This is a genomic window from Streptococcus halichoeri, from assembly GCF_019774635.1.
Lineage (GTDB): Bacteria > Bacillota > Bacilli > Lactobacillales > Streptococcaceae > Streptococcus > Streptococcus halichoeri.
Map to the genome: position 1 here is coordinate 1,091,459 of NZ_CP081502.1, position 20,731 is coordinate 1,112,189.

The 20,731-nt window shown below is 41.2% G+C and carries 19 protein-coding genes and 1 pseudogene; 16 read left to right on the forward strand and 4 right to left on the reverse strand.

Annotation, left to right across the window (positions count from 1 at the left end):
* Positions 1 to 2 precede the first annotated feature (2 nt).
* The 9 genes from pstB to K5J94_RS05360 all read left to right on the forward strand — a co-directional run bounded on the left by pstB (position 3) and on the right by K5J94_RS05360 (position 7,342).
* A complete protein-coding gene (pstB, locus tag K5J94_RS05320) occupies positions 3 to 755 on the forward strand; it encodes a phosphate ABC transporter ATP-binding protein PstB (protein ID WP_159545758.1) in 753 nt (250 codons plus the stop codon).
* 17 nt (positions 756 to 772) lie between these two features.
* The gene (phoU, locus tag K5J94_RS05325; protein ID WP_221912580.1) at positions 773 to 1,426 is read left to right on the forward strand and encodes a phosphate signaling complex protein PhoU; all 654 of its coding nucleotides are present in this window, start codon (positions 773 to 775) and stop codon (positions 1,424 to 1,426) included.
* 192 nt (positions 1,427 to 1,618) lie between these two features.
* Positions 1,619 to 3,754: a Tex family protein gene (locus K5J94_RS05330; protein WP_159564271.1), complete on the forward strand. Its 2,136-nt coding sequence runs from the start codon at positions 1,619 to 1,621 to the stop codon at positions 3,752 to 3,754.
* The gene (locus K5J94_RS05335; RefSeq protein WP_159564269.1) at positions 3,741 to 4,184 is read left to right on the forward strand and encodes a SprT family protein; all 444 of its coding nucleotides are present in this window, start codon (positions 3,741 to 3,743) and stop codon (positions 4,182 to 4,184) included. Before K5J94_RS05330 ends, K5J94_RS05335 begins: the two co-directional genes overlap by 14 nt.
* 53 nt (positions 4,185 to 4,237) lie before the next feature.
* Positions 4,238 to 4,525: a PspC domain-containing protein gene (locus K5J94_RS05340; protein WP_159561101.1), complete on the forward strand. Its 288-nt coding sequence runs from the start codon at positions 4,238 to 4,240 to the stop codon at positions 4,523 to 4,525.
* A 133-nt stretch (positions 4,526 to 4,658) separates the two neighbouring features.
* Positions 4,659 to 5,588, forward strand: coding sequence for an HPr(Ser) kinase/phosphatase (gene hprK / locus K5J94_RS05345; protein ID WP_159564265.1), 930 nt, complete (start codon positions 4,659 to 4,661; stop codon positions 5,586 to 5,588).
* Entirely contained in the window at positions 5,589 to 6,368 is a 780-nt protein-coding gene (lgt, locus tag K5J94_RS05350) for a prolipoprotein diacylglyceryl transferase (RefSeq protein ID WP_159545350.1), read from the forward strand.
* A 22-nt stretch (positions 6,369 to 6,390) separates the two neighbouring features.
* Complete coding sequence (locus K5J94_RS05355) at positions 6,391 to 6,798, forward strand: DUF948 domain-containing protein (protein WP_159545348.1); 408 nt, start codon at positions 6,391 to 6,393, stop codon at positions 6,796 to 6,798.
* Complete coding sequence (locus tag K5J94_RS05360; RefSeq protein WP_159564263.1) at positions 6,791 to 7,342, forward strand: YtxH domain-containing protein; 552 nt, start codon at positions 6,791 to 6,793, stop codon at positions 7,340 to 7,342. The genes K5J94_RS05355 and K5J94_RS05360 overlap by 8 nt, the downstream gene beginning before the upstream one ends.
* 408 nt (positions 7,343 to 7,750) lie before the next feature.
* On the opposite strand, the gene K5J94_RS05365 is transcribed toward K5J94_RS05360, so the two are convergent.
* Positions 7,751 to 8,041, reverse strand: a complete 291-nt coding sequence (locus K5J94_RS05365; RefSeq protein ID WP_159564261.1) for a DUF3270 family protein — start codon at positions 8,039 to 8,041, stop codon at positions 7,751 to 7,753.
* 155 nt (positions 8,042 to 8,196) lie between these two features.
* Here K5J94_RS05365 and K5J94_RS05370 point away from each other — a divergent pair, with 155 nt between their 5' ends.
* The 3 genes from K5J94_RS05370 (at position 8,197) to K5J94_RS05380 (ending at position 11,128) form a co-directional block, all read left to right on the forward strand.
* The gene (locus K5J94_RS05370) at positions 8,197 to 9,123 is read left to right on the forward strand and encodes a peptidase U32 family protein (RefSeq protein WP_221912581.1); all 927 of its coding nucleotides are present in this window, start codon (positions 8,197 to 8,199) and stop codon (positions 9,121 to 9,123) included.
* Between the two features lie 33 nt (positions 9,124 to 9,156).
* Complete coding sequence (locus K5J94_RS05375; protein ID WP_221912582.1) at positions 9,157 to 10,446, forward strand: peptidase U32 family protein; 1,290 nt, start codon at positions 9,157 to 9,159, stop codon at positions 10,444 to 10,446.
* Positions 10,447 to 10,912: 466 nt separating this feature from the next.
* A complete protein-coding gene (locus tag K5J94_RS05380) occupies positions 10,913 to 11,128 on the forward strand; it encodes a YdbC family protein (RefSeq protein ID WP_159545338.1) in 216 nt (71 codons plus the stop codon).
* Between the two features lie 268 nt (positions 11,129 to 11,396).
* On the opposite strand, the gene K5J94_RS05385 is transcribed toward K5J94_RS05380, so the two are convergent.
* The 3 genes and pseudogenes from K5J94_RS05385 to hutI all read right to left on the reverse strand — a co-directional run bounded on the left by K5J94_RS05385 (position 11,397) and on the right by hutI (position 14,624).
* Positions 11,397 to 11,537 carry a hypothetical protein gene (locus tag K5J94_RS05385; RefSeq protein WP_221912583.1) on the reverse strand — a complete coding sequence of 47 codons (141 nt, stop codon included), beginning with the start codon at positions 11,535 to 11,537 and terminating at the stop codon, positions 11,397 to 11,399.
* Positions 11,538 to 11,575: 38 nt separating this feature from the next.
* Positions 11,576 to 12,703, reverse strand: a pseudogene (locus tag K5J94_RS05390) (NAD(P)/FAD-dependent oxidoreductase).
* Positions 12,704 to 13,352: 649 nt separating this feature from the next.
* A complete protein-coding gene (gene hutI / locus K5J94_RS05395) occupies positions 13,353 to 14,624 on the reverse strand; it encodes an imidazolonepropionase (RefSeq protein ID WP_159564255.1) in 1,272 nt (423 codons plus the stop codon).
* A gap of 209 nt (positions 14,625 to 14,833) precedes the next feature.
* Between hutI and K5J94_RS05400 the strand changes: the two genes are divergently transcribed.
* The 4 genes from K5J94_RS05400 to K5J94_RS05415 all read left to right on the forward strand — a co-directional run bounded on the left by K5J94_RS05400 (position 14,834) and on the right by K5J94_RS05415 (position 20,268).
* Positions 14,834 to 16,867, forward strand: coding sequence for a urocanate hydratase (locus tag K5J94_RS05400; RefSeq protein WP_221912584.1), 2,034 nt, complete (start codon positions 14,834 to 14,836; stop codon positions 16,865 to 16,867).
* 166 nt (positions 16,868 to 17,033) lie between these two features.
* Complete coding sequence (gene ftcD / locus K5J94_RS05405) at positions 17,034 to 17,933, forward strand: glutamate formimidoyltransferase (RefSeq protein WP_159549362.1); 900 nt, start codon at positions 17,034 to 17,036, stop codon at positions 17,931 to 17,933.
* Positions 17,934 to 17,946: 13 nt separating this feature from the next.
* Positions 17,947 to 18,573, forward strand: coding sequence for a cyclodeaminase/cyclohydrolase family protein (locus K5J94_RS05410; RefSeq protein WP_159545326.1), 627 nt, complete (start codon positions 17,947 to 17,949; stop codon positions 18,571 to 18,573).
* Positions 18,574 to 18,594: 21 nt separating this feature from the next.
* A complete protein-coding gene (locus K5J94_RS05415; RefSeq protein ID WP_159549359.1) occupies positions 18,595 to 20,268 on the forward strand; it encodes a formate--tetrahydrofolate ligase in 1,674 nt (557 codons plus the stop codon).
* The last annotated feature ends 463 nt before the right edge of the window (positions 20,269 to 20,731 follow it).

Consider the following 20,731-nt stretch of genomic DNA (forward strand, 5'->3'; position numbering starts at 1 on the left):
GAATGGGAACTTTTTGTGTTAACAATTTAGATTTGTATTATGGGGACTTTCAAGCCTTAAAGCAGGTTTCCATCACCATCCCTGAGGGGCAAATTACAGCGCTGATTGGCCCATCTGGTTGTGGCAAATCAACCTTTCTTAAAACTCTGAATCGGATGAATGACTTGGTGCCTAATTGCCACATTGAAGGAGAAGTCTTTTTAGATGACACCAACATTTACGATAAAAACATGAATTTAAACAACCTTCGCAAGCGCGTAGGCATGGTTTTTCAGCAACCCAATCCATTTGCTATGTCCATCTATGATAACGTTGCCTATGGCCCGCGTACGCATGGAATTAAGGATAAAAAAGTCTTGGATGCCCTGGTGGAAAAAAGCTTAAGAAGCGCAGCCATTTGGGAGGAGGTTAAAGACAGCCTAAACAAGGGTGCCATGTCCTTATCTGGAGGTCAGCAGCAACGACTGTGTATTGCGCGTGCTCTTGCTGTTGAACCTGACGTTTTATTGATGGATGAGCCCACCTCGGCTTTGGATCCCATTTCAACCCTAAAAATTGAGGATCTCGTGCAAAATCTAAAAAAAGAGTACACGATTATTATCGTTACCCACAATATGCAACAAGCCTCACGTATTTCGGATAAAACCGCCTTTTTCCTGACGGGAGAAATCTGTGAATTTGGTGACACCATCGATATTTTCACCAATCCAAAAGATAAACGAACAGAAGATTATATTTCGGGCCGCTTTGGTTAAGGAAAGGACAAGCTAAGATGAGAGAACAATTTGCGATTGAATTGCAACTTCTGGAACAGCAGTTTTTGACCTTGGGACATTGCGTTTTAGAGGCAGCTTCCAAGGCCATGTTGGCCCTATCAGCGAAGGATCAGGATATGGCAGAGCATATTATTGCAGGCGACAAAATGATTAATCAATTCCAGGTTGATATTGAACTGGCCTGCGCCCGCATTCTAGCCCTACAACAGCCCCAGGTAACGGATCTACGCTTGGTCATTACCATTATGTCTGCCTGCTCGGACTTAGAGCGCATGGGTGACCACATGGCTGGTGTCTCTAAATCTATTTTACACTTGCGGGCAGCTGATGCGATTACAGAAATCGAAGAGGGCCTGCATGAAGTAGGGCAAAAGGCCTTAAAAATGCTAGACCAATTGCTAGATAGCTTTCCAAAGCATGCTGCCAAAGATGCGCTAGCCATCGCCAAACAAGATGAGGCTATTGATGCCTTGTATTATAGCCTATCAAAGGAAGTCATCGATCTGATGAAGGTCCAAGAAGCCTCAATCCGCAATGGAACGGAGTATCTAAAGATACTGGGGCATCTAGAGCGTTTTGGTGATTATATTGCGACTATTTGTGAACGCATGGTCTATTTAGAAACAGGTGAATTGATAGAATTAAATTAGCTAAACGCGTCATTGGCAAAGCCCTTATCTTTACTTTTTGTGGCCAAAAGAAAGGGACAAGCGACCTTCACATATCTTCTAAGAATTGTCCAATTTATAAGTGCTGAGGTTGATTATTGTCAACCTCTTTTTAGGGACAACTTCGCAAATAGAACTGTAAAACTGGGTAAGGGATGTGCTATAATAAGCCTTATGAAAGAAAATAAGATACTTGAAACAATTGCCACTAGACTTGCTGTAACCTTAGACCAAATTAAGCAGGTTTTAACCCTGACGGAAGAAGGGAACACCATTCCCTTTATCGCACGTTACCGCAAAGAAGCGACTGGAAATTTAGATGAGGTCCAAATCAAGGCTATCATTGATTTGAACAAATCCCTGCAAAATCTCAAAGAACGCAAAGAAACAATCCTAAGCAAGATTGAAGCCCAGGGCAAACTAACTGACAGCCTAAAAGCAAGCATCCTTGCCGCGGAAAAATTAACAGACCTAGAAGAACTTTACCTACCCTACAAAGAAAAACGACGAACCAAGGCCACCATTGCCCGCGAAGCTGGACTTTTACCTTTATCACGCTTGATTTTGCAAAATGCTGAGCCACTTGAGCTAAAGGCGCAAGATTATCTATCAGAAGCCTTTCCAACAGCGCAAGACGCCTTGGCTGGCGCAGTTGCTATTTTGGTTGAAGCTTTTTCAGAAGACGCCAAACTGCGCTCCTGGGTTTACAATGAAATCTGGCAGTACAGTTTGATTCGCTCAACTGTCAAAGATAAGGAAGCCGACCCCAAAGCAATCTTTAGCATTTACTATGATTTTTCTGATCGCGTGGCCAAAATGCAGGGCTACCGGACATTAGCATTGAACCGTGGCGAAAAACTCGGTGTATTAAAGGTTGGTTTTGAGCATAATCTAGATAAGATGCTACGCTTTTTTAGCGTGCGCTTTAAAGAAAGCAATGCTTACATTCTAGAGGTGATCAATCAAACCATTAAGAAAAAAATTGTTCCAGCAATGGAACGCCGTATTCGAGTGGAGCTAACCGAAGCAGCTGAAGATGGTGCTATTGCGCTTTTCTCTGAAAATCTTCGCAATCTCTTGCTGGTTTCTCCTCTAAAAGGAAAGATGATTTTAGGGTTTGACCCCGCCTTTCGAACAGGGGCAAAACTAGCCGTGGTCGATCAGTTGGGCACCTTAGTTACCACGCAAGTCATCTATCCTGTTCCTCCTGCCAATCCAACTAAAATTGCAGAAGCTAAACAGACTTTGACTGAACTCATTGAGACCTACGCGATTGAAATCATTGCCATCGGTAACGGAACAGCTAGTCGTGAAAGCGAAGCTTTCGTTGCTGATGTGCTCAGTGATTTTCCACAGACTTCTTATGTTATTGTTAATGAAAGCGGGGCTTCAGTCTACTCCGCCTCAGAATTGGCCCGCAAAGAGTTCCCAGATCTAACGGTTGAAAAACGCTCAGCCATTTCCATCGCTAGACGCTTACAAGATCCTTTAGCTGAACTGGTTAAGATTGATCCCAAGTCCATTGGTGTTGGTCAGTATCAGCACGATGTTAGTCAAAAAAAGCTTAGCGAACATCTCGATTTCGTGGTTGATACGGTGGTCAACCAGGTAGGTGTCAATGTGAATACAGCAAGTGCCACCTTGCTTTCTCATGTCTCTGGACTCAATAAAGCCATTTCTGAAAATATCGTGGGTTACCGTCAAGCTAATGGCCGCTTAGCCAGTCGAGAAGAGCTAAAAAATGTCCCTCGTTTGGGTGCCAAAGCCTTTGAGCAAGCTGCTGGTTTCTTACGCATTCCAAATGGTGACAATATGCTAGATAATACCGGCGTCCATCCAGAGTCCTATCCAGCAGTTCAGCTTTTATTAAAAGAGCTTGAAATCAATGAGTTAGACCAAGCTGCTAAAGAAAAATTACAGCAAGCATCTATTAGCGACTTAGCTGACAAAATTGGCATTGGCCGGGAAACCCTAAAGGACATTATTAGTGATTTGTTAAAACCGGGTCGGGATTTACGTGATGATTTCGAAGCACCTGTCCTGCGCCAAGATATTTTAGAGTTGGCAGATTTAAAAATTGGTCAAAAATTAGAAGGAACAGTCCGCAATGTGGTTGATTTTGGAGCTTTTGTGGATATTGGTGTGCACGAAGACGGTCTCATTCATATCTCTGAGATGAGCAAGACCTTTGTCAACCACCCTAGTCAGGTGCTTGCGGTGGGCGACCTCGTAACCGTATGGGTTTCGAGGATTGATCTTGAGCACCATAAAGTTAATTTAAGTTTATTGGCTCCAGATGGAACTAAATGATTATGTGAGAGAGGTTTCTAAAGCAGACTTTGGTAAACCCTTTCGACATCAAGCTAGCTGGAATCCGCGTTTGCAAACAACTGGCGGGCGCTTTTTCCCAAAAGATGGTCACTTAGATTTTAATCCAAAAGTTTATCAAGAATTGGGCTTAGATGTTTTTCGGAAAATAGTGCGGCATGAGCTGTGTCATTACCACCTTTATTATGCCAATAAGGGATTTCATCATCGTGATCAAACCTTTAAAGACCTACTAGCAGCAGTCGATGGCTTAAGATACACGCCACCACTAAGAACGGTTAAGATCAGGTACACTTATCAATGTCAAGGCTGCTATCAAATCTACCGCAGGCAGCGCGCCATTGATACAACACGGTTGGTCTGTGGGCACTGTAAAGGAAAATTAGATCTAAAAAATCAGTCAAAAGGCTGATTTCTTTTATCCTTATAAAGCAGTATAATAAGGAAAAGAAGGTGAGGAACTCTATGGAAACAAAATTCTATAAATTGCGTCGAAAAAAACTCATCGGTGGCGTTGTTGCTGGTTTAGCTGATAAATACCACTGGGACTTAACATTAGCCAGAATTTTAACAGCCAGTCTGATTTTCTTCAATCAATTTGTGGCTGTTATCTATATTTTGCTAGCTCTCTTTTTACCTTATAAAGAAGACTTAGAAAGAGATTATCGCACACAAAGACAGGGTCCGCGTAAGCGAAAAGACGCCGAGGTCGTCCATGAAGAAACAGATAAAGAAGATGGCTGGTTCTGGTAACACTAATCACAATTCTTGGTCTAATGGTTTTAACAATAGGACAAATAGAAAAGGCTAAACATACAGTTATTTTAAAAACCTAATGAAATCGTTTCCCTTTTGTTTTATGTTATAATAGAACAAAGGAGGATTTATGCCTGTTACCGTTAAAAAAATAGTTGAAAAAGTTAAATTAGAAGTCATCTATGGCACCGATGCTATGTTAGATAAGGGAATTTCCACCTCTGATATTTCGCGGCCCGGCCTTGAAATGACTGGCTATTTTGACTACTATACTCCAGAACGTATTCAGCTGATTGGAATGAAGGAGTGGTCCTATCTGATCAAGATGACCGCCCGCAATCGCTATGCCGTGCTCAAAGAAATGTTCCAAAAAGGGACCCCAGCCGTCATTATTTCTAGAAACCTCTCTATTCCAGAAGAAATGATCCAAGCGGCCAAGGAAGAGCACATCCCCATCCTCAAAAGTCGCATTTCCACTAGTCGTCTATCTGGGGAATTGTCCTACTTTCTAGACGCTTCGCTTGCTGAACGTATCAGTGTGCATGGTGTGTTAATGGACATTTATGGTATGGGCGTGCTGATCCAGGGAGATTCCGGTATCGGAAAAAGCGAGACGGGTTTAGAATTAGTCAAGCGGGGGCACCGCCTGGTGGCTGATGATCGTGTGGACGTTTATGCTAAAGATGAAGAGACACTTTGGGGGGAGCCCGCTGAAATCTTACGCCATCTCTTAGAAATCCGCGGTGTAGGGATCATTGATGTGATGTCTTTATATGGAGCTAGCGCTGTAAAGGATTCCTCTCAAGTCCAATTAGCCGTTTATTTGGAAAATTTCGAAGTGGGAAAAGTATTTGATCGCCTGGGCAATGGCAACGAAGATATTGAATATGCTGGTGTCAAGATTCCCTGCATTCGTATTCCTGTTAAAACGGGGCGCAATGTCTCTGTGGTAATTGAAGCTGCTGCCATGAATCACCGAGCGCGCCAAATGGGCTTTGATGCGACGAAAACCTTTGAAGATCGGCTAACCCATTTGATTAGCAAAAATGAGGAGCGCTAAATGATTAATCCAGTAGCATTTAAGCTTGGTCCCTTTAGCGTCCATTGGTACGCCATTTGCATCATGACAGGACTGCTCTTAGCCGTTTACCTTGCAGCAAAAGAAGCACCTCGCAAAAAAATGACGAGTGATCAGGTTATTGACTTTATCCTGATTGCCTTTCCTCTAGCCATTATTGGCGCACGACTCTATTATGTAGTTTTTGAGTGGTCCTATTATCAAGATCATCTCAATGAGCTCTTTGCTATTTGGAATGGCGGCATTGCCATTTACGGCGGTCTTTTAACCGGTGCGGTAGTGCTTTGGATTTACTGTTATTACAACTATCTAAATCCTATTCATTTTCTTGATATTGCCGTTCCTGGCGTTTTGCTTGCTCAGGCTGTAGGGCGTTGGGGCAATTTTGTCAACCAGGAGGCCTATGGCCGGGCGGTTGCAAGTCTTAACTACCTACCTGCTTTCATTCAACGTCAGATGTATATTGATGGGAGTTACCGCATTCCGACTTTTTTGTATGAATCTTTGTGGAACCTTCTTGGTTTTATCATCATCATTAGCTTACGCCGAAAACCTAGATTGCTTTTAGATGGCGAAGTATTTGCTTTTTACCTGATTTGGTATGGCTTTGGTCGCATGATTATTGAAGGAATGCGAACAGATAGCCTCTATTTCATGGGAATACGTGTCTCGCAGCTCTTATCCCTTGTGTTGATATTAGTGGGAATAGGGTTCATTCTTTATCGCAGAAAACAAGCAAACATCCCTTATTATCAGCCATAAGAGGGAAATAAAGGAGTATTTTATGGACTTAGTTGGTATTTCATTACTTATTATTGCATTAGCTTTTGTAGCCTTAGTTATTTTCTTAATTCTCGTCTTGAAAAAAGTCTCTGAAGTGATTGATGAAACAAAAAAAACCATTTCAGTTTTGACTAGTGACGTTAACGTTACCCTTTATCAGACTAATGAAATTCTAGCAAAGGCTAATGTCTTGGTTGAAGATGTTAATGGCAAGGTTTCAACCATTGACCCTTTGTTTCTCGCCATTGCTGATCTCTCTGAGACCGTGTCAGATCTTAATGTTCATGCGCGTAGCTTAGGTCAAAAAGCTAACACAGCGACTTCAAGCGTCTCAAAAGCCAGTAAAGCGGCTTTAGTTGGAAAAGCAGCCTCAAAAATCTTTCGTAAAAAGGAGAAAAATCATGGGTAAATTTTTTAAATCAGTTATTATCGGTACTGCAACGGGAATTGCGACAGCTTATTTCCTAACCACTAAAAAAGGTAAGGTTGTCAAAGAACGCGTTGAACAGGCATTTGAGGATTACAAAGCTAACCCTGATCATTACCATAAAATGGCCAAGGACAAAAGCTACGAATACTCAAATCTAGCTAAAGATACTTTTACCAGCTATAAGAACAAGTTTGAATCTGGTGAACTAACTCCTGAACAAGTAGTTGATACGGTTAAAGAAAAAGCCAATGCCTTTGTGCAAAAAGCAAGCCAACAGTTTACAGAGCAAACAAACCAAGCCAAGAACTCAGGCCAAGCCAGTGAAACTGTTAATGAAGACGATATTATTATTGATTATTCTGATATTGAAGAGCCAGTTCCAACCTCCTCATCTGCTAAGGACGATGATTTTACCAAAAATTTAAAATCAGACTTTGAACGGCCAGTGACACCAGAAGAAGTTTTGGAAAAAGCAGCCCAAGAGGTAGACGAAGCCGTGGATTCTAAGGATGCCAATCGCTAATCATAGCCGCTTATTTTGGTAGTTGGTGGTATGGTTGCGCTCAAAAGAAAAAACAACTGATGCTTATCAGGATGGGAAAGTTTATCTTGCTCAGTTCATAACGTACTAACAACAAGTAAAAACGAATGAAGTATGGTAAGGCTTTATCACCTTTCTCGTTTCATTCGTTTTTTTGTAAATTAAATTAGCCTTCGATAGTAATAGTCACGTGGAGCTTGATACATAGTGAGATGAGCTCCTTGTGCTTGATTAGCAATTGCTGCCGCTAATTTAGCTAACTTCAACTCTAGCAGCTGTGCCTTTTTGCTTTAGCTCATTAAGAGTGTCATTGTAGCAAAAGGACAAGTAAAAAACCGAAAAAACTTAGCAAGGTAGGTTTCTTCGGTTTTTTACTTTTTATAACTGATTTTAGTGTTTTAGGAATGCTGCTACGGTATGACTTAAAAATGAAGTGATACCAAGACTGATGAGTCCCGCAATAAGGAAAGACCATAGAGGTGCTAAATTAAATGCGAGAAGGACAAAGGCAAATAAGACAGCTACTAAACTAAACGTTGCGATTTTGGCAAAGAAAAAAACTTCTTGAAGTTTAGCTCCAGATGGTTGCGATTGCTTTACTGGAAATTCATGAAACTTAGGACTGTCCTCAACGTGGACATCTTCTTCATAGTCATGATATTGCTTCAATGGTGCAGACATCGTCCTCTCCTTTCCTTCCAAGATACTAAGTAATTCTACCACAAAATAGTCTATTTGTCATTAGTTTTTTAAAGAAAGCGGGAATTTAACATACAAATTGAGTTTATGCAAGAAATCTGCTCATTTTTTGTGAAATCTGTTATAATGATTTTGGTATGAAAAAAGTAATAATAACAGCAACTGCTGAAAGTGTAGCACAAGTCAAAGCTCTGTTGGAGCTTGGAGTTGATCGTATTTATGTAGGGGAAGAAAATTATGGCCTGCGCCTCCCCTATAATTTTTCCTGTGAAGAACTAAGGGAAATCGCCCAATTAGTCCATGCAGCTGGAAAAGAGTTAACGGTAGCATGCAATGCTTTAATGCATCAAGGAATGATGGATTCCATCAAACCTTTTTTAAATTTTCTCAAGGAGATTCAGGCAGACTATCTAACAGTCGGTGATGCTGGGCTTTTTTATGTTAATAAGCGTGATCATTATCACTTCAAATTGATTTATGACGCTTCTGTTTTTGCCACATCTAGCCGTCAAGTTAATTTTTGGGGGCAGCATGGGGCTGTTGAAACCGTATTAGCTCGGGAAATTCCTTCTGAGGAGCTGTTTATTTTGGCAGATCAGATTGCCTATCCTGCTGAGATCTTGGTCTATGGTGCTTCGGTGATTCACCACTCAAAGCGGCCTTTACTTGAAAACTACTACCATTTTACGCATATTGATGAGGCTGTTTCTCGCCAAAGAGATTTATTTTTAGCAGAACCAAGCGACCATGACAGCCATTATTCGATTTATCAAGATAAGCATGGGACCCATATTTTTATGAATAATGATGTCAATCTGCTATCAAAATTACAGGAATTATATGATCATGGTTTAACCCACTGGAAATTAGATGGGATTTATTGTCCGGGTGATGATTTCCTAGCCATTTGTAACTTATTTGTAAAAGCTGGGCAATTACTTGAGACTCATCAGTGGAACCAGCAAACTCAAGCAGCATTTGGAGCCATCTTAAAGGAACATCATCCAAAGAACAGAGGCTTAGATACTGGTTTTTATGATCTTGATCCTAAAACCGTGAAATAGTATTTTGTAAGGAAAAGAGGAATTAAAGTAAGCATGGCAAAGCAAGCAAAAAAACGACCAGAAGTACTTTCTCCTGCTGGAACTTTGGAAAAACTAAAGGTTGCAGTAGACTATGGTGCAGATGCGGTATTTGTCGGAGGACAAGCTTATGGTTTAAGAAGCCGAGCAGGAAATTTTTCCATGGAGGAGTTGCAAGAAGGGATTGATTATGCCCATAAGCGTGGGGCAAAAGTCTATGTTGCTGCCAACATGGTCACACACGAAGGCAACGAAGCGGGAGCGGGAGCGTGGTTTAAACAGCTTCGCGATATGGGACTTGATGCAGTGATTATTTCAGATCCCGCCTTGATTGTTATTTGTTCAACAGAAGCACCAGGTCTAGACATTCATCTCTCTACCCAGGCTTCGTCAACTAACTATGAAACCTTTGAATTTTGGAAACAAGTAGGGCTGACGCGTGTTGTTTTGGCTCGTGAAGTTAACATGGCTGAGCTAGCTGAGATCCGTAAGCAAACAGCCGTTGAGATTGAGGCCTTTGTTCACGGGGCTATGTGTATTTCTTACTCAGGACGTTGTGTTTTATCGAATCATATGAGCCATCGTGATGCTAACCGAGGAGGCTGTTCACAATCTTGTCGTTGGAAGTATGATCTGTATGAAATGCCCTTTGGCAGCGAGCGCCAATCCTTAAGGGGAGAGATTCCAGAGGAATATTCAATGTCTTCGGTAGATATGTGTATGATAGAGCATATACCAGATTTGATTGAAAATGGCGTTGATAGTCTTAAGATCGAAGGTCGGATGAAATCAATCCACTATGTTTCAACAGTTACCAATTGTTATAAAGCAGCGGTGGATGCTTACATGGAAAGTCCAGAAGCCTTCTATGCTATAAAAGATGATCTGATTGATGAACTGTGGAAAGTTGCTCAGCGAGAATTAGCAACTGGTTTTTATTATCATATCCCAAGTGAAAATGAGCAGCTTTTTGGAGCTCGGCGCAAAATTCCGCAATACAAATTTGTCGCTGAAGTGGTTGATTTTGACCAAGCAGCGATGCGGGCAACCATCCGTCAACGAAATGTTATTGTTGAAGGTGATAGGGTTGAATTTTACGGACCAGGTTTTCGTCACTTTGAGACAACTATTCACAACTTAAAGGATGCAGATGGGCAGGCCATTAAGCGAGCACCCAATCCTATGGAATTACTATCCATTGATGTCCCTCAGGCTGTTAAACCTGGTGATATGATCCGTGCCTGCAAAGAAGGCTTGGTGAACCTTTATCGTAAAGATGGCACGAGTCAAACGGTCCGTGCTTAAGAGCAAAGGATTTTAGGACAATAAGGTCTTAATATGAAAAAATCGTGATTAACGGACTCTCTAGCATACAAAATAGTCATAAAAAATGCACAAAGCAGCATTCTAGTGCATCGTCTCCTAAGAAAAAAATTAGATTTTGTGTCTAACTTTTGGGGGTGCGGTGCATTTGTGTCTAACTTTTTTTGAGGCTCAGTTCACATCAAAAGAAAGGCTGCTGCTTTTTTGTTTGAGGTTGAACCTTTATCCCCGATGCTTTTAAGGGGTGCTACTAGTTTTCTTTGCTTTAGAAGCAGACGCGTCATTACCATCCGTCCTTTTGATTAGAATTATAAAACTTGATTAGAGTTATAAAACAAAATAAAAAGGCCTTTAGTGGACTTAAAATGAGGTCGCTATTTTTATTATTTCTTGCTAAAATAAGGATAGTTTGAGAGAGTATTATCGAATATATAAGTAGGAGGAACTTATGTCAGAATTTACATTTTCTATTGAAGAACATCTACTCACCTTATCTGAAAGCGAAAAAGGTTGGACAAAAGAACTAAACCGTGTCTCTTTTAATGGTGCAGAGCCTAAGTGGGACATTCGAAGCTGGAGCCCTGACCATGCTAAGATGGGAAAAGGCATTACCTTAACCAATGACGAATTTGAACAATTAGTCAAAGCGTTGAAAAATAACTAGTTGTCAACAGTAGCTGTAGTGATGCTGTTAGCTTCAATTCAAGTATAGGCTAAAAACTAAAGCTAGGCGCTCAAAGAAGGCAAGGGCTGGTTTGATTTACTAAATTTACAGTTAGTTTCTATTACTGTTATTGTTTCGTAAAAGCCCTCTTGACCATAAGCCAAGAATGAAAAATGCTTTTGCTTTTTTACTAGCTATGCTAAAACAACGAACGAAAAAAAAGAAAGCATCTTATAGGAAGCTTTCTTTTTCAGTCTGGTTTGAGAGTTTACTTGTGTTTGATGCGATCTGCGTAACCGATAATGAATAGAACTAAGCCAAAGCTAAGGAATAACAGTTTGTTACTGATGAGGAGGGCGTAGATGATAAAAATTAACCCTGACAGATAGGAGATATATTCTTTTTTCATCTCTAACTCCTTTCACCTCCTTATTATATCATAAAAGCTTAGCAATCACAGTTGACTTGACAGCAGGACAAATCATCAAGATACATCTGATTTGTTTGGTAGAAAGCTAAGCCGTGCTTATCAATTGGCAACTTTTCGCGTTGTGCAATTTCTCTAATGATGGGAGCAAACCGTTGTCGGAATTTATAGATATAACAGAAAATGGTTTCACTATGACGCAGGCTAGGTCCAATGAGGAAGCAATGTTGGTAGCGGGTTGATTCATCTTGTTCGGTGACCAATGGCAGTCCGTGCTGATCTTTTTCAAAGAGTTCTGCGCCAGCGATTTGATTAAAACTGGGTGCAAAACCGGTAGCTAAAATAGGTTGGTGTGAGCTTTTGGCAAGACTACCATCGCTAAATACAACCGTATAAGTGCCCTTAGAATAGGTGATTTCTTGGGCTGTTTTATGTTCGGTGATAAAGACACGCCCAGCTGCCTGAGCTTTGATGCTGGCTAAACGTTCTTTTGTGATGGGTGCCAGAGAGATACTAGGATCGGGTTTAGTGGTATTTTGTCCAAAATGATCAGTAAAAAGATGAACTTCGTTACCTAAGTAGGCAAGGTGTGTCAAAGCATCACAGGCACTCTCGTTGCCGCCAATAATTAAAAGGGCTGTTCTGACTTAACCTGGAAACTATCGACTTGACCATAATGCATCCCTAAATGGGCATTTTTAATACCGACTGAATTGGGGTTTTGAAATTCTCCTGTAGCCATAATCACATATTTTGCGCTATAGTGGCGGGTGTCTGTCTGGATTTGATAGTGGTCTGCTTGTTTCTCAATGGCTGTGACTGGGGTTTGGGTTTTGATTGGCAGTGTATAATGAGCAGCGACACGTTGTAGATAGTTAGCATACTCTGAACCAGATAAGTGTTCTTTTTCAAAGGTAAAAGCAGGGGATGTATCAGGAACTACGGCATTTAAATCTGGAAAGCCAAAACCATTTGTCGGGAAAGATGGGGGTGATAAAGCGGGTCGTTTTGGGCCATTTGGTAAAACTATCCCCAATTTGTCCTTGCTCTAAAATCAGAAAATCATTCAGATTAAATTGTCGAAGGGCTGCACCAAAACCAATTCCAGCAGCACCAGCACCAATAATCACAATTGTGTAGTCTGTCATCTTTTCTCCTTGCTAAATCTACTAAAAATGCGTACAATACTTAACTGGTTAACTAATTTAGTGTAACAAATAAAAGAGAGGATGTAAAGTGGAGGCCACTGAAAAAGCCATCTTTTATGATGACTTTTTCAGTGGCCTCAGCTATCGCTAGTGTCTTTTTTACTTGTCATTGTGCTTAGCAGTGCACTTAGTTATTGGGGAAGACAGTTTCTTACCAAAAAAGTGGCCGTCAATGATGCGGTTGATTCTGTTGCAATCAATGGCCTGGGTGGTTTCACCGGTAGTTTCCTAACAGCCTGCTGCCTACTACAACACTTCTTGGGACAGTGTTTAGCTCTTTTGCTGACCATCGGTTTAGCTTTTATTGTTTCGTATAGTCTATGCTTTTTGATTGGTCAAAGGTAGTCAAGCAAAAATGCAGTAGTAAGATCGCTTTGGCAAAAAAGGTAAACAATTAGAGCCGTTGTGACTAATTCTTTACTGGGCTACTGTCAAACTATTTTTAATTGCAGGGAATCACATATTTTGACCAATGATACAAAAGGAGCGGGCTTGTTTATGAGCGCGCTCCTTTTAGATGCTAGATGTCTTGATTTTTGTGCTGTAGGTCTGTCAATTGATCTCTAAAAAGTGGTGAAGGTGACTTGGTTTATTTATCGGTAAGTCGACCCTGATCGACAACGAGCTGACCAGTTTTGTAGACCTGATGAATAAGATTGGTGGCAAAGAAGTAGAAGCAATAGTCAATATTTGGGGCGTCAAAGATACTGATGTCTGCCTCTTTTCCTTTGTCAAAATTACCAACGGTTTCTTGTCGATTGACAGAATATGCAGCATTTATAGTGACAGCATTTAGGACTTCAATTGGCGTTAAGTGCATCATAAAGCACCCTAGTTGCATGACAAATTGCATATTTGCAGTTGGACAAGAACCGGGATTGCTGTCGGTTGATAGGGTAATAGCCATGCCTTTTTCAATCATTTTACGGGCTGGAGCATAGGTATCTTCCATAAGACTAAAGGTTGTGGCAGGCAATAGATTACCAATTACATGAGCTTTGCTTAATTCTTCCATGCCTTGGTCAGTGGCCATCATCAGGTGTTCAGCACTAGTGGTTTGTAATTCAGCGGCCACCTCAACACCACCGATTGATGCAATTTCATCGGCATGAATGCGCAGTTTAAAGCCCAATTTTTTGGCTTTTTCTAAGAGATAACGTGATTCATCAGCTGTAAAAACGCCTTTTTCGCAAAAAATATCGCAAAATTCCGCTAAGTTCTGGCCTTTAACGAGTGGAAGCATATCATTAACAATCAAGTCCAAATACTCTTTCGAGCGTCCTTGATATTCTGGTGGAATAGCATGCGCAGCCATGAAGGTAGAAACAAGATCAATAGTATGATCCTTGTTTAAAGCTTGTGCTACCTCTAATTGTCGATATTCCGTATTCCAATCTAAACCATAGCCACTTTTGGCTTCAACAGTAGTGACACCGTGTAGGAGCATATAATCTAGCAATCGCTTGGTTTTATCATATAAGGTATCAAAATCTGCCTGACGGGTTGCGCGCACAGTGTTTAAAATCCCACCCCCTTGAGCAAGAATCTCAAGATAAGGGACACCATTTAATTTTTGGGCAAATTCGTGTTCACGACTCCCCCCATAGACAAGATGGGTGTGGCAATCAATGATACCTGGAGTTGCAATTTTGCCATTGTAGGCTTTTATTTGTGTGGCTGGGCCAATCAGTTCATTGTCTGGCTGACCACTGCCGATGGCCAGGATTTTCCCATCTTTGATAGCGATGTAACCATCTTCAATGATGTCAGCTTCTCTCATTTCCGCCCCATACAGAGGATGTCCCAAATCATGAGGAGCAAAAATCTGATTGAAATGAACAAGAATTAAATCTGCAATCATATGTGACAACTCCTTTTTTTCTATTATTATATCTTAATCTGTCTAAATAGTAGGTCTTAAACGTCAAATTTAAGTCAAAAATGCTAGAGGATTACAACTAGGCACCTTAAAATCATTTTTTTATAAAATTTGACAATTAATCGGCGATGACTGCCTAAACTATGGGTGAAAATAATGGCATCGTAGAGATGGTGACAGGAGGACTTGCTATGACTCATTATAGTGAAGCTGAGATTGCAGCAGCAATGACAGTAAAATTGGATGATGTGTTACCTGAAAAAACTGTTTTTCAAGAAGGCATTCGGCGTGCACCTAATAGAGGTTTTCGTTTGACTCAAGAACAAACAAAAACAGCTCTAAAAAATGCACTGCGCTATGTCCCTAAAAAATATCACGCAGAAGTGATTCCTGAATTTCTCGAAGAATTAAAAACTCGTGGCCGCATTTATGGTTACCGTTTTCGCCCTAAAGAACGCATCTATGGTAAGCCAATTGATGAGTATAAGGGGAATTGCACAGCAGCAAAGGCGATGCAAGTGATGATTGACAATAACCTAAGCTTTGAAATTGCCCTTTATCCCTATGAATTAGTTACCTATGGGGAAACAGGTTCTGTTTGTGCCAATTGGATGCAGTACAATCTGATTAAAAAATACCTTGAAGTGATGACTGAGGAACAGACCCTAGTCGTGGAATCAGGGCATCCTCTTGGGCTTTTTAAATCTAAACCAGAAGCTCCCCGTGTGGTTATCACTAATGGCCTGCTCGTTGGAGAATATGACAACATGAAGGACTGGGAAATTGCTGAAGAAATGGGTGTTACCAATTATGGTCAAATGACAGCAGGTGGTTGGATGTACATTGGCCCACAAGGGATTGTGCATGGAACCTTTAACACTCTGTTGAATGCTGGCCGGCTCAAATTAGGTATTGCAGATGATGGTGATTTAACCGGCAAACTCTTTATTTCTTCAGGACTTGGTGGTATGAGTGGAGCGCAGGGGAAGGCAGGAGAAATTGCTAAAGCAGTAGCTATCATTGCTGAAGTAGATGCATCACGGATTGAAACCAGGCATTCCCAAGGTTGGGTGAGTCAAGTAACCGAATCTGTGGAAGAAGCAGTCGCTCTTGCCCAAGAGGCTCAAGCGGCCAAACAATCCACTTCAATTGCCTATCATGGTAATATTGTTGACTTACTCGAATATGTCAATGATCATGACATCCCAGTGGATTTACTGTCAGATCAAACTTCCTGCCATAATGTCTATGATGGTGGCTATTGTCCAGTAGGCATTAGTTTTGCTGAGCGAACTCACTTGCTTGCCAAAGACAAGGAGCACTTTTGCCAATTGGTGGATCAAACCTTGCAACGCCATTTCCAAGCCATTAAAGCCTTGACAGCAAAAGGAACTTATTTTTTTGATTATGGCAATGCTTTTATGAAGGCTGTTTATGATTCAGGAATTACAGAAATTTCAAAGAATGGTATTGATGATAAGGATGGTTTTATCTGGCCTTCTTATGTAGAAGATATTATGGGACCAATGCTTTTTGACTATGGCTATGGCCCATTTCGCTGGTGTTGCTTGAGTGGTAACCATGATGATTTGGTGGCTACAGATAAGGCTGCGATGGCTGTTATTAATCCTAATCGTCGCTATCAAGACCGGGATAACTATAATTGGATTCGTGATGCTGAGAAAAATCAGCTGGTAGTTGGTACCCAAGCTCGCATTCTCTATCAAGATTGTATGGGTCGGGTTAATATCGCGCTTAAATTTAATGAGTTGGTTCGTCAAGGTAAGATTGGTCCGGTCATGATTGGACGAGATCACCATGATGTCTCAGGGACAGATTCTCCATTTAGAGAAACCTCAAATATTAAGGATGGTTCCAATGTTTGTGCAGATATGGCGGTTCAATGCTATGCAGGAAATGCTGCGCGTGGTATGAGCTTGGTGGCTCTCCATAATGGTGGTGGTACAGGGATTGGAAAAGCCATTAATGGTGGTTTTGGCTTAGTCCTTGATGGCAGTAAACGAATTGATGAGATTATTAAATCGGCGATTGCTTGGGATACCATGGGAGGTGTTGCTCGTCGTAACTGGGCTCGCAATGAACACGCTATTGAAACTGCTATTGAATATAATAAATTACGAGAAGGAAGCAACCACATTACTATCCCCTATCTAACAGATGAAGCACTTGTAGAAGCTTCTGTTCAAAAATTATTTGATGAGTAGGTGATTTGCCTAGTTTTGATCAAGAGTAGTCTGCCCTAGCTTTTTATCAGTTCATCGTAGCTAGGCTCAGGGTGACATCTCTGTTTAGTGACAGTGCAAAGCTTTTTAGCAGGCTACTTTTTGACCAATCTTGTGATGTAAAAAAAGCTTTTAAGGAGAAAAAATTATGGCAAAAATTGTAGAATGTATTCCCAATTTTTCAGAAGGACGGAATCAAGAGGTCATTGATGGGTTAGTTGCAGTAGCAAAAAGTATTCCAGGTGTCACACTCCTTGATTACTCATCGGATGCGAGTCATAATCGTAGCGTCTTTACTCTAGTTGGAGATGAAAAGAGTATTCAAGAGGTAGCTTTTCAGCTAGTAAAATATGCCTCTGAACATATTGATATGACGAAGCACGAAGGTGAACATCCTCGAATGGGGGCAACCGATGTCTGTCCATTTGTGCCCATCAAATCCATTACCATGCAAGAATGTATTGACATTTCTAAGCAAGTTGCTCAACGTATTAATAAGGAGTTGCATATTCCTATCTTTTTGTATGAAGCCTCTGCTAGTCGGCCAGAACGTCAAAATCTTGCTAAAGTACGGAAAGGTCAATTTGAAGGAATGCCTAAAAAGCTGCAAGAAGAGGATTGGGCTCCAGATTATGGCGATCGTAGCATTCATCCCACAGCTGGTGTGACTGCGGTAGGCGCAAGAATGCCTTTGGTTGCTTTTAATGTGAATCTAGATACAGACAATGTTGAGATTGCTAAAAAAATAGCAAAAATATTGCGAGGATCAAGTGGTGGGTACAAATACTGCAAGGCGATAGGTTTAATGCTAGAAGACCGCAAGATTGCTCAAGTTTCTATGAATATGGTGAATTTTGAAAAATGTTCCCTGTATCGAACGTTTGAAACCATAAAATTTGAGGCTCGTCGCTATGGGGTTGCTATCCTTGGCTCAGAAGTCATTGGCTTAGCACCAGCTAAAGCTTTGGTTGATTGTGCGGAATATTATTTGCAGGTTGAAGCGTTTGATTACCACAAACAAATACTTGAAAATCATCTACTAGATTAAAAGGAGCAGTTCGATGAAATTGGTTGAATTAACTATAAGCGATTTTGCAGAAATGCTCGGCTCAGACGCCCCAGCTCCTGGCGGTGGTTCGGCTGCGGCTCTTTCTGCTGCAAGCGGCATTGCCTTAACCAAAATGGTTTGTGAATTGACACTGGGTAAGAAGAAATATGAAGCAGTGCAAGATTTGATGGTTGCGATTCACAAAGATAGTCAAAGGCTGCAACAAGACTTACTGGCAGCGATTGATAAAGATACTCAAGCCTTTAATTTAGTTTCTGCTGTGTTTGAGCTACCTAAAGCGACCAATGAACAAAAGGCAGCTCGCCAAAAAGCTATGCAAGAGGCTCTACAAGAAGCAACTAAGTCACCTTTTGAGATGATGAGTAAAATTGTTGAAGCAATTGAGGTTACCAATCGAGCTGTTGGCCATTCCAATACTAATGCAGCTAGCGATTTGGGTGTGGCGGCCTTAAATCTCAAGGCAGGACTTCAAGGCGCTTGGTTAAACGTTTTGATTAATCTAGCTGCTATTAAGGATGCGGCTTTTGTTGCACAATATAAGAGCCAAGCTCAGGCTTTGCTAGATCAAGGAAGCCAACTTGCAGATAAGATTTATCAAGAAATTGAAAACAATTTATAATAGTGATGAAAAGGAGACATTATGGCTCAATCAGATATTGAAATTGCAAACTCCGTGCCCATGAAACCAATCCTTGAAGTTGCTAAGTCTATCGGCATTGCAGAAGATGATTTAACGCTTTATGGAAACTATAAAGCCAAAATTGATGCCAGACGCTTAGCAAGGCTAGATAAGCAAAAAGACGGCAAACTCATTCTCGTCACAGCCATCTCACCAACACCAGCAGGTGAAGGTAAGACCACTACCTCTGTTGGCTTGGTAGATGCACTCACTCACATTGGCAAAAAAGCTGTCATTGCTTTACGTGAGCCTTCCTTAGGTCCCGTCTTTGGTGTGAAAGGCGGTGCTGCTGGGGGAGGCTATGCCCAGGTAGTACCAATGGAAGATATTAACCTGCATTTTACGGGTGATTTTCATGCGATTGGTGCGGCTAATAATCTCTTAGCTGCTTTAATTGATAACCATATTCACCATGGCAATACACTTAGGATTGATAGCCGCCGGATAACCTGGAAACGTGTTGTGGATATGAATGATCGCCAATTACGGCATATTGTAGATGGTCTGCAAGGTAAGGTTAATGGTGTACCTCGAGAAGACGGCTATGACATCACTGTCGCCTCAGAAATTATGGCCATCCTTTGCTTAGCCACTTCCATATCAGATTTAAAGGCACGACTTGAGAAAATCATCATCGGTTATAATGACCAAGGGGTTCCAGTTACAGCTGGAGATTTAAAAGCTGCGGGTGCCATGGCTGCGCTTTTAAAAGATGCTATTCATCCTAACTTAGTACAAACTCTAGAGCATACTCCAGCAATCATCCATGGCGGCCCCTTTGCCAATATTGCCCATGGTTGTAACAGTGTTTTAGCCACCAAATTAGCCCTGAAATATGCCGATTATGCCGTTACAGAAGCTGGCTTTGGGGCAGACCTTGGGGCAGAAAAATTTATTGACATCAAATGCCGGCTTGCAGGCCTTCGCCCAGCAGCAGTGGTGTTAGTGGCTACAATTCGGGCCCTAAAAATGCATGGTGGCGTGGCAAAAGCAGATCTGGGTGCTGAAAATGTTCAGGCTGTCTTAGCAGGCCTTCCTAATCTAGATAAGCATCTAGAAACGATTCAAGAAGTGTATGGCTTGCCAGTCCTTGTTGCTCTTAATAAATTCCCTTTAGATACCGATGCAGAACTGCAAGCTGTCTATGATGCCTGTGAAAAACGTCAAGTAGACGTTGTTATTTCAGATGTTTGGGCAAAAGGCGGAGCCGGTGGTCGAGAACTAGCAGAAAAAGTTGTTGCACTAGCCCAGAGAGATCATCATTTTAACTTTGTCTATCAAGAAGATGATAGCATTGAAACGAAACTTACTAAAATTGTGACTAAAGTCTATGGTGGCAAGGGCATTACCCTAACAGCTGCAGCCCGTAAAGAATTAAAGGCATTAGAAGAGCTTGGTTTTGGTCATTACCCTATTTGTATGGCCAAAACACAATATTCCTTTTCTGATGATCCTAAAAAACTTGGTGCACCAAAAGATTTTACTATCAAGATTACCAATCTTAAAGTTTCAGCAGGAGCAGGCTTCATTGTTGCCTTAACTGGAGCCATCATGACGATGCCAGGACTACCAAAACAACCAGCAAGTGAAAAAATTGATATTGATGATGCTGGCAATATCACAGGCCTTTTCTAAGTAAGACATAATTGTTACAATAGTTGTTCTAGTAACTGCAAACGCAATGATGACTAAGCGTCAATCGGTTCAAGAAACAAGGCTTAATAACGATCACGTGCACTTTGCTTAGTCTTTTGCTTTTGTCTAAGAGGTGTTTTAGGTATCCTGTACCAGCGGCTAGCTTTGGATTGCCGCTAGCATCCTTTAGTGTTTGATCAGCTGTTCATCCCATAACCTTAATGCTTGATTGGGCCATTAATTTTACTAGTTAATCGCCTCTTAAAACTGCTTGCGCCATGATTGCCTCCTTTCTTATTTGGAAGAATAAAATGAAATAGCAAGCATGGTAAAGGCAGGGATGATAAATTAAGGTATAATAATTATTATGGTTAGTTATGAGCCTTGGCCAGTAACTTTCATCCTATTTGTAGTGGTTAGCCCCTGCAACCCATCCCTGCTTTTGTTTAATCCGTATGGCTAT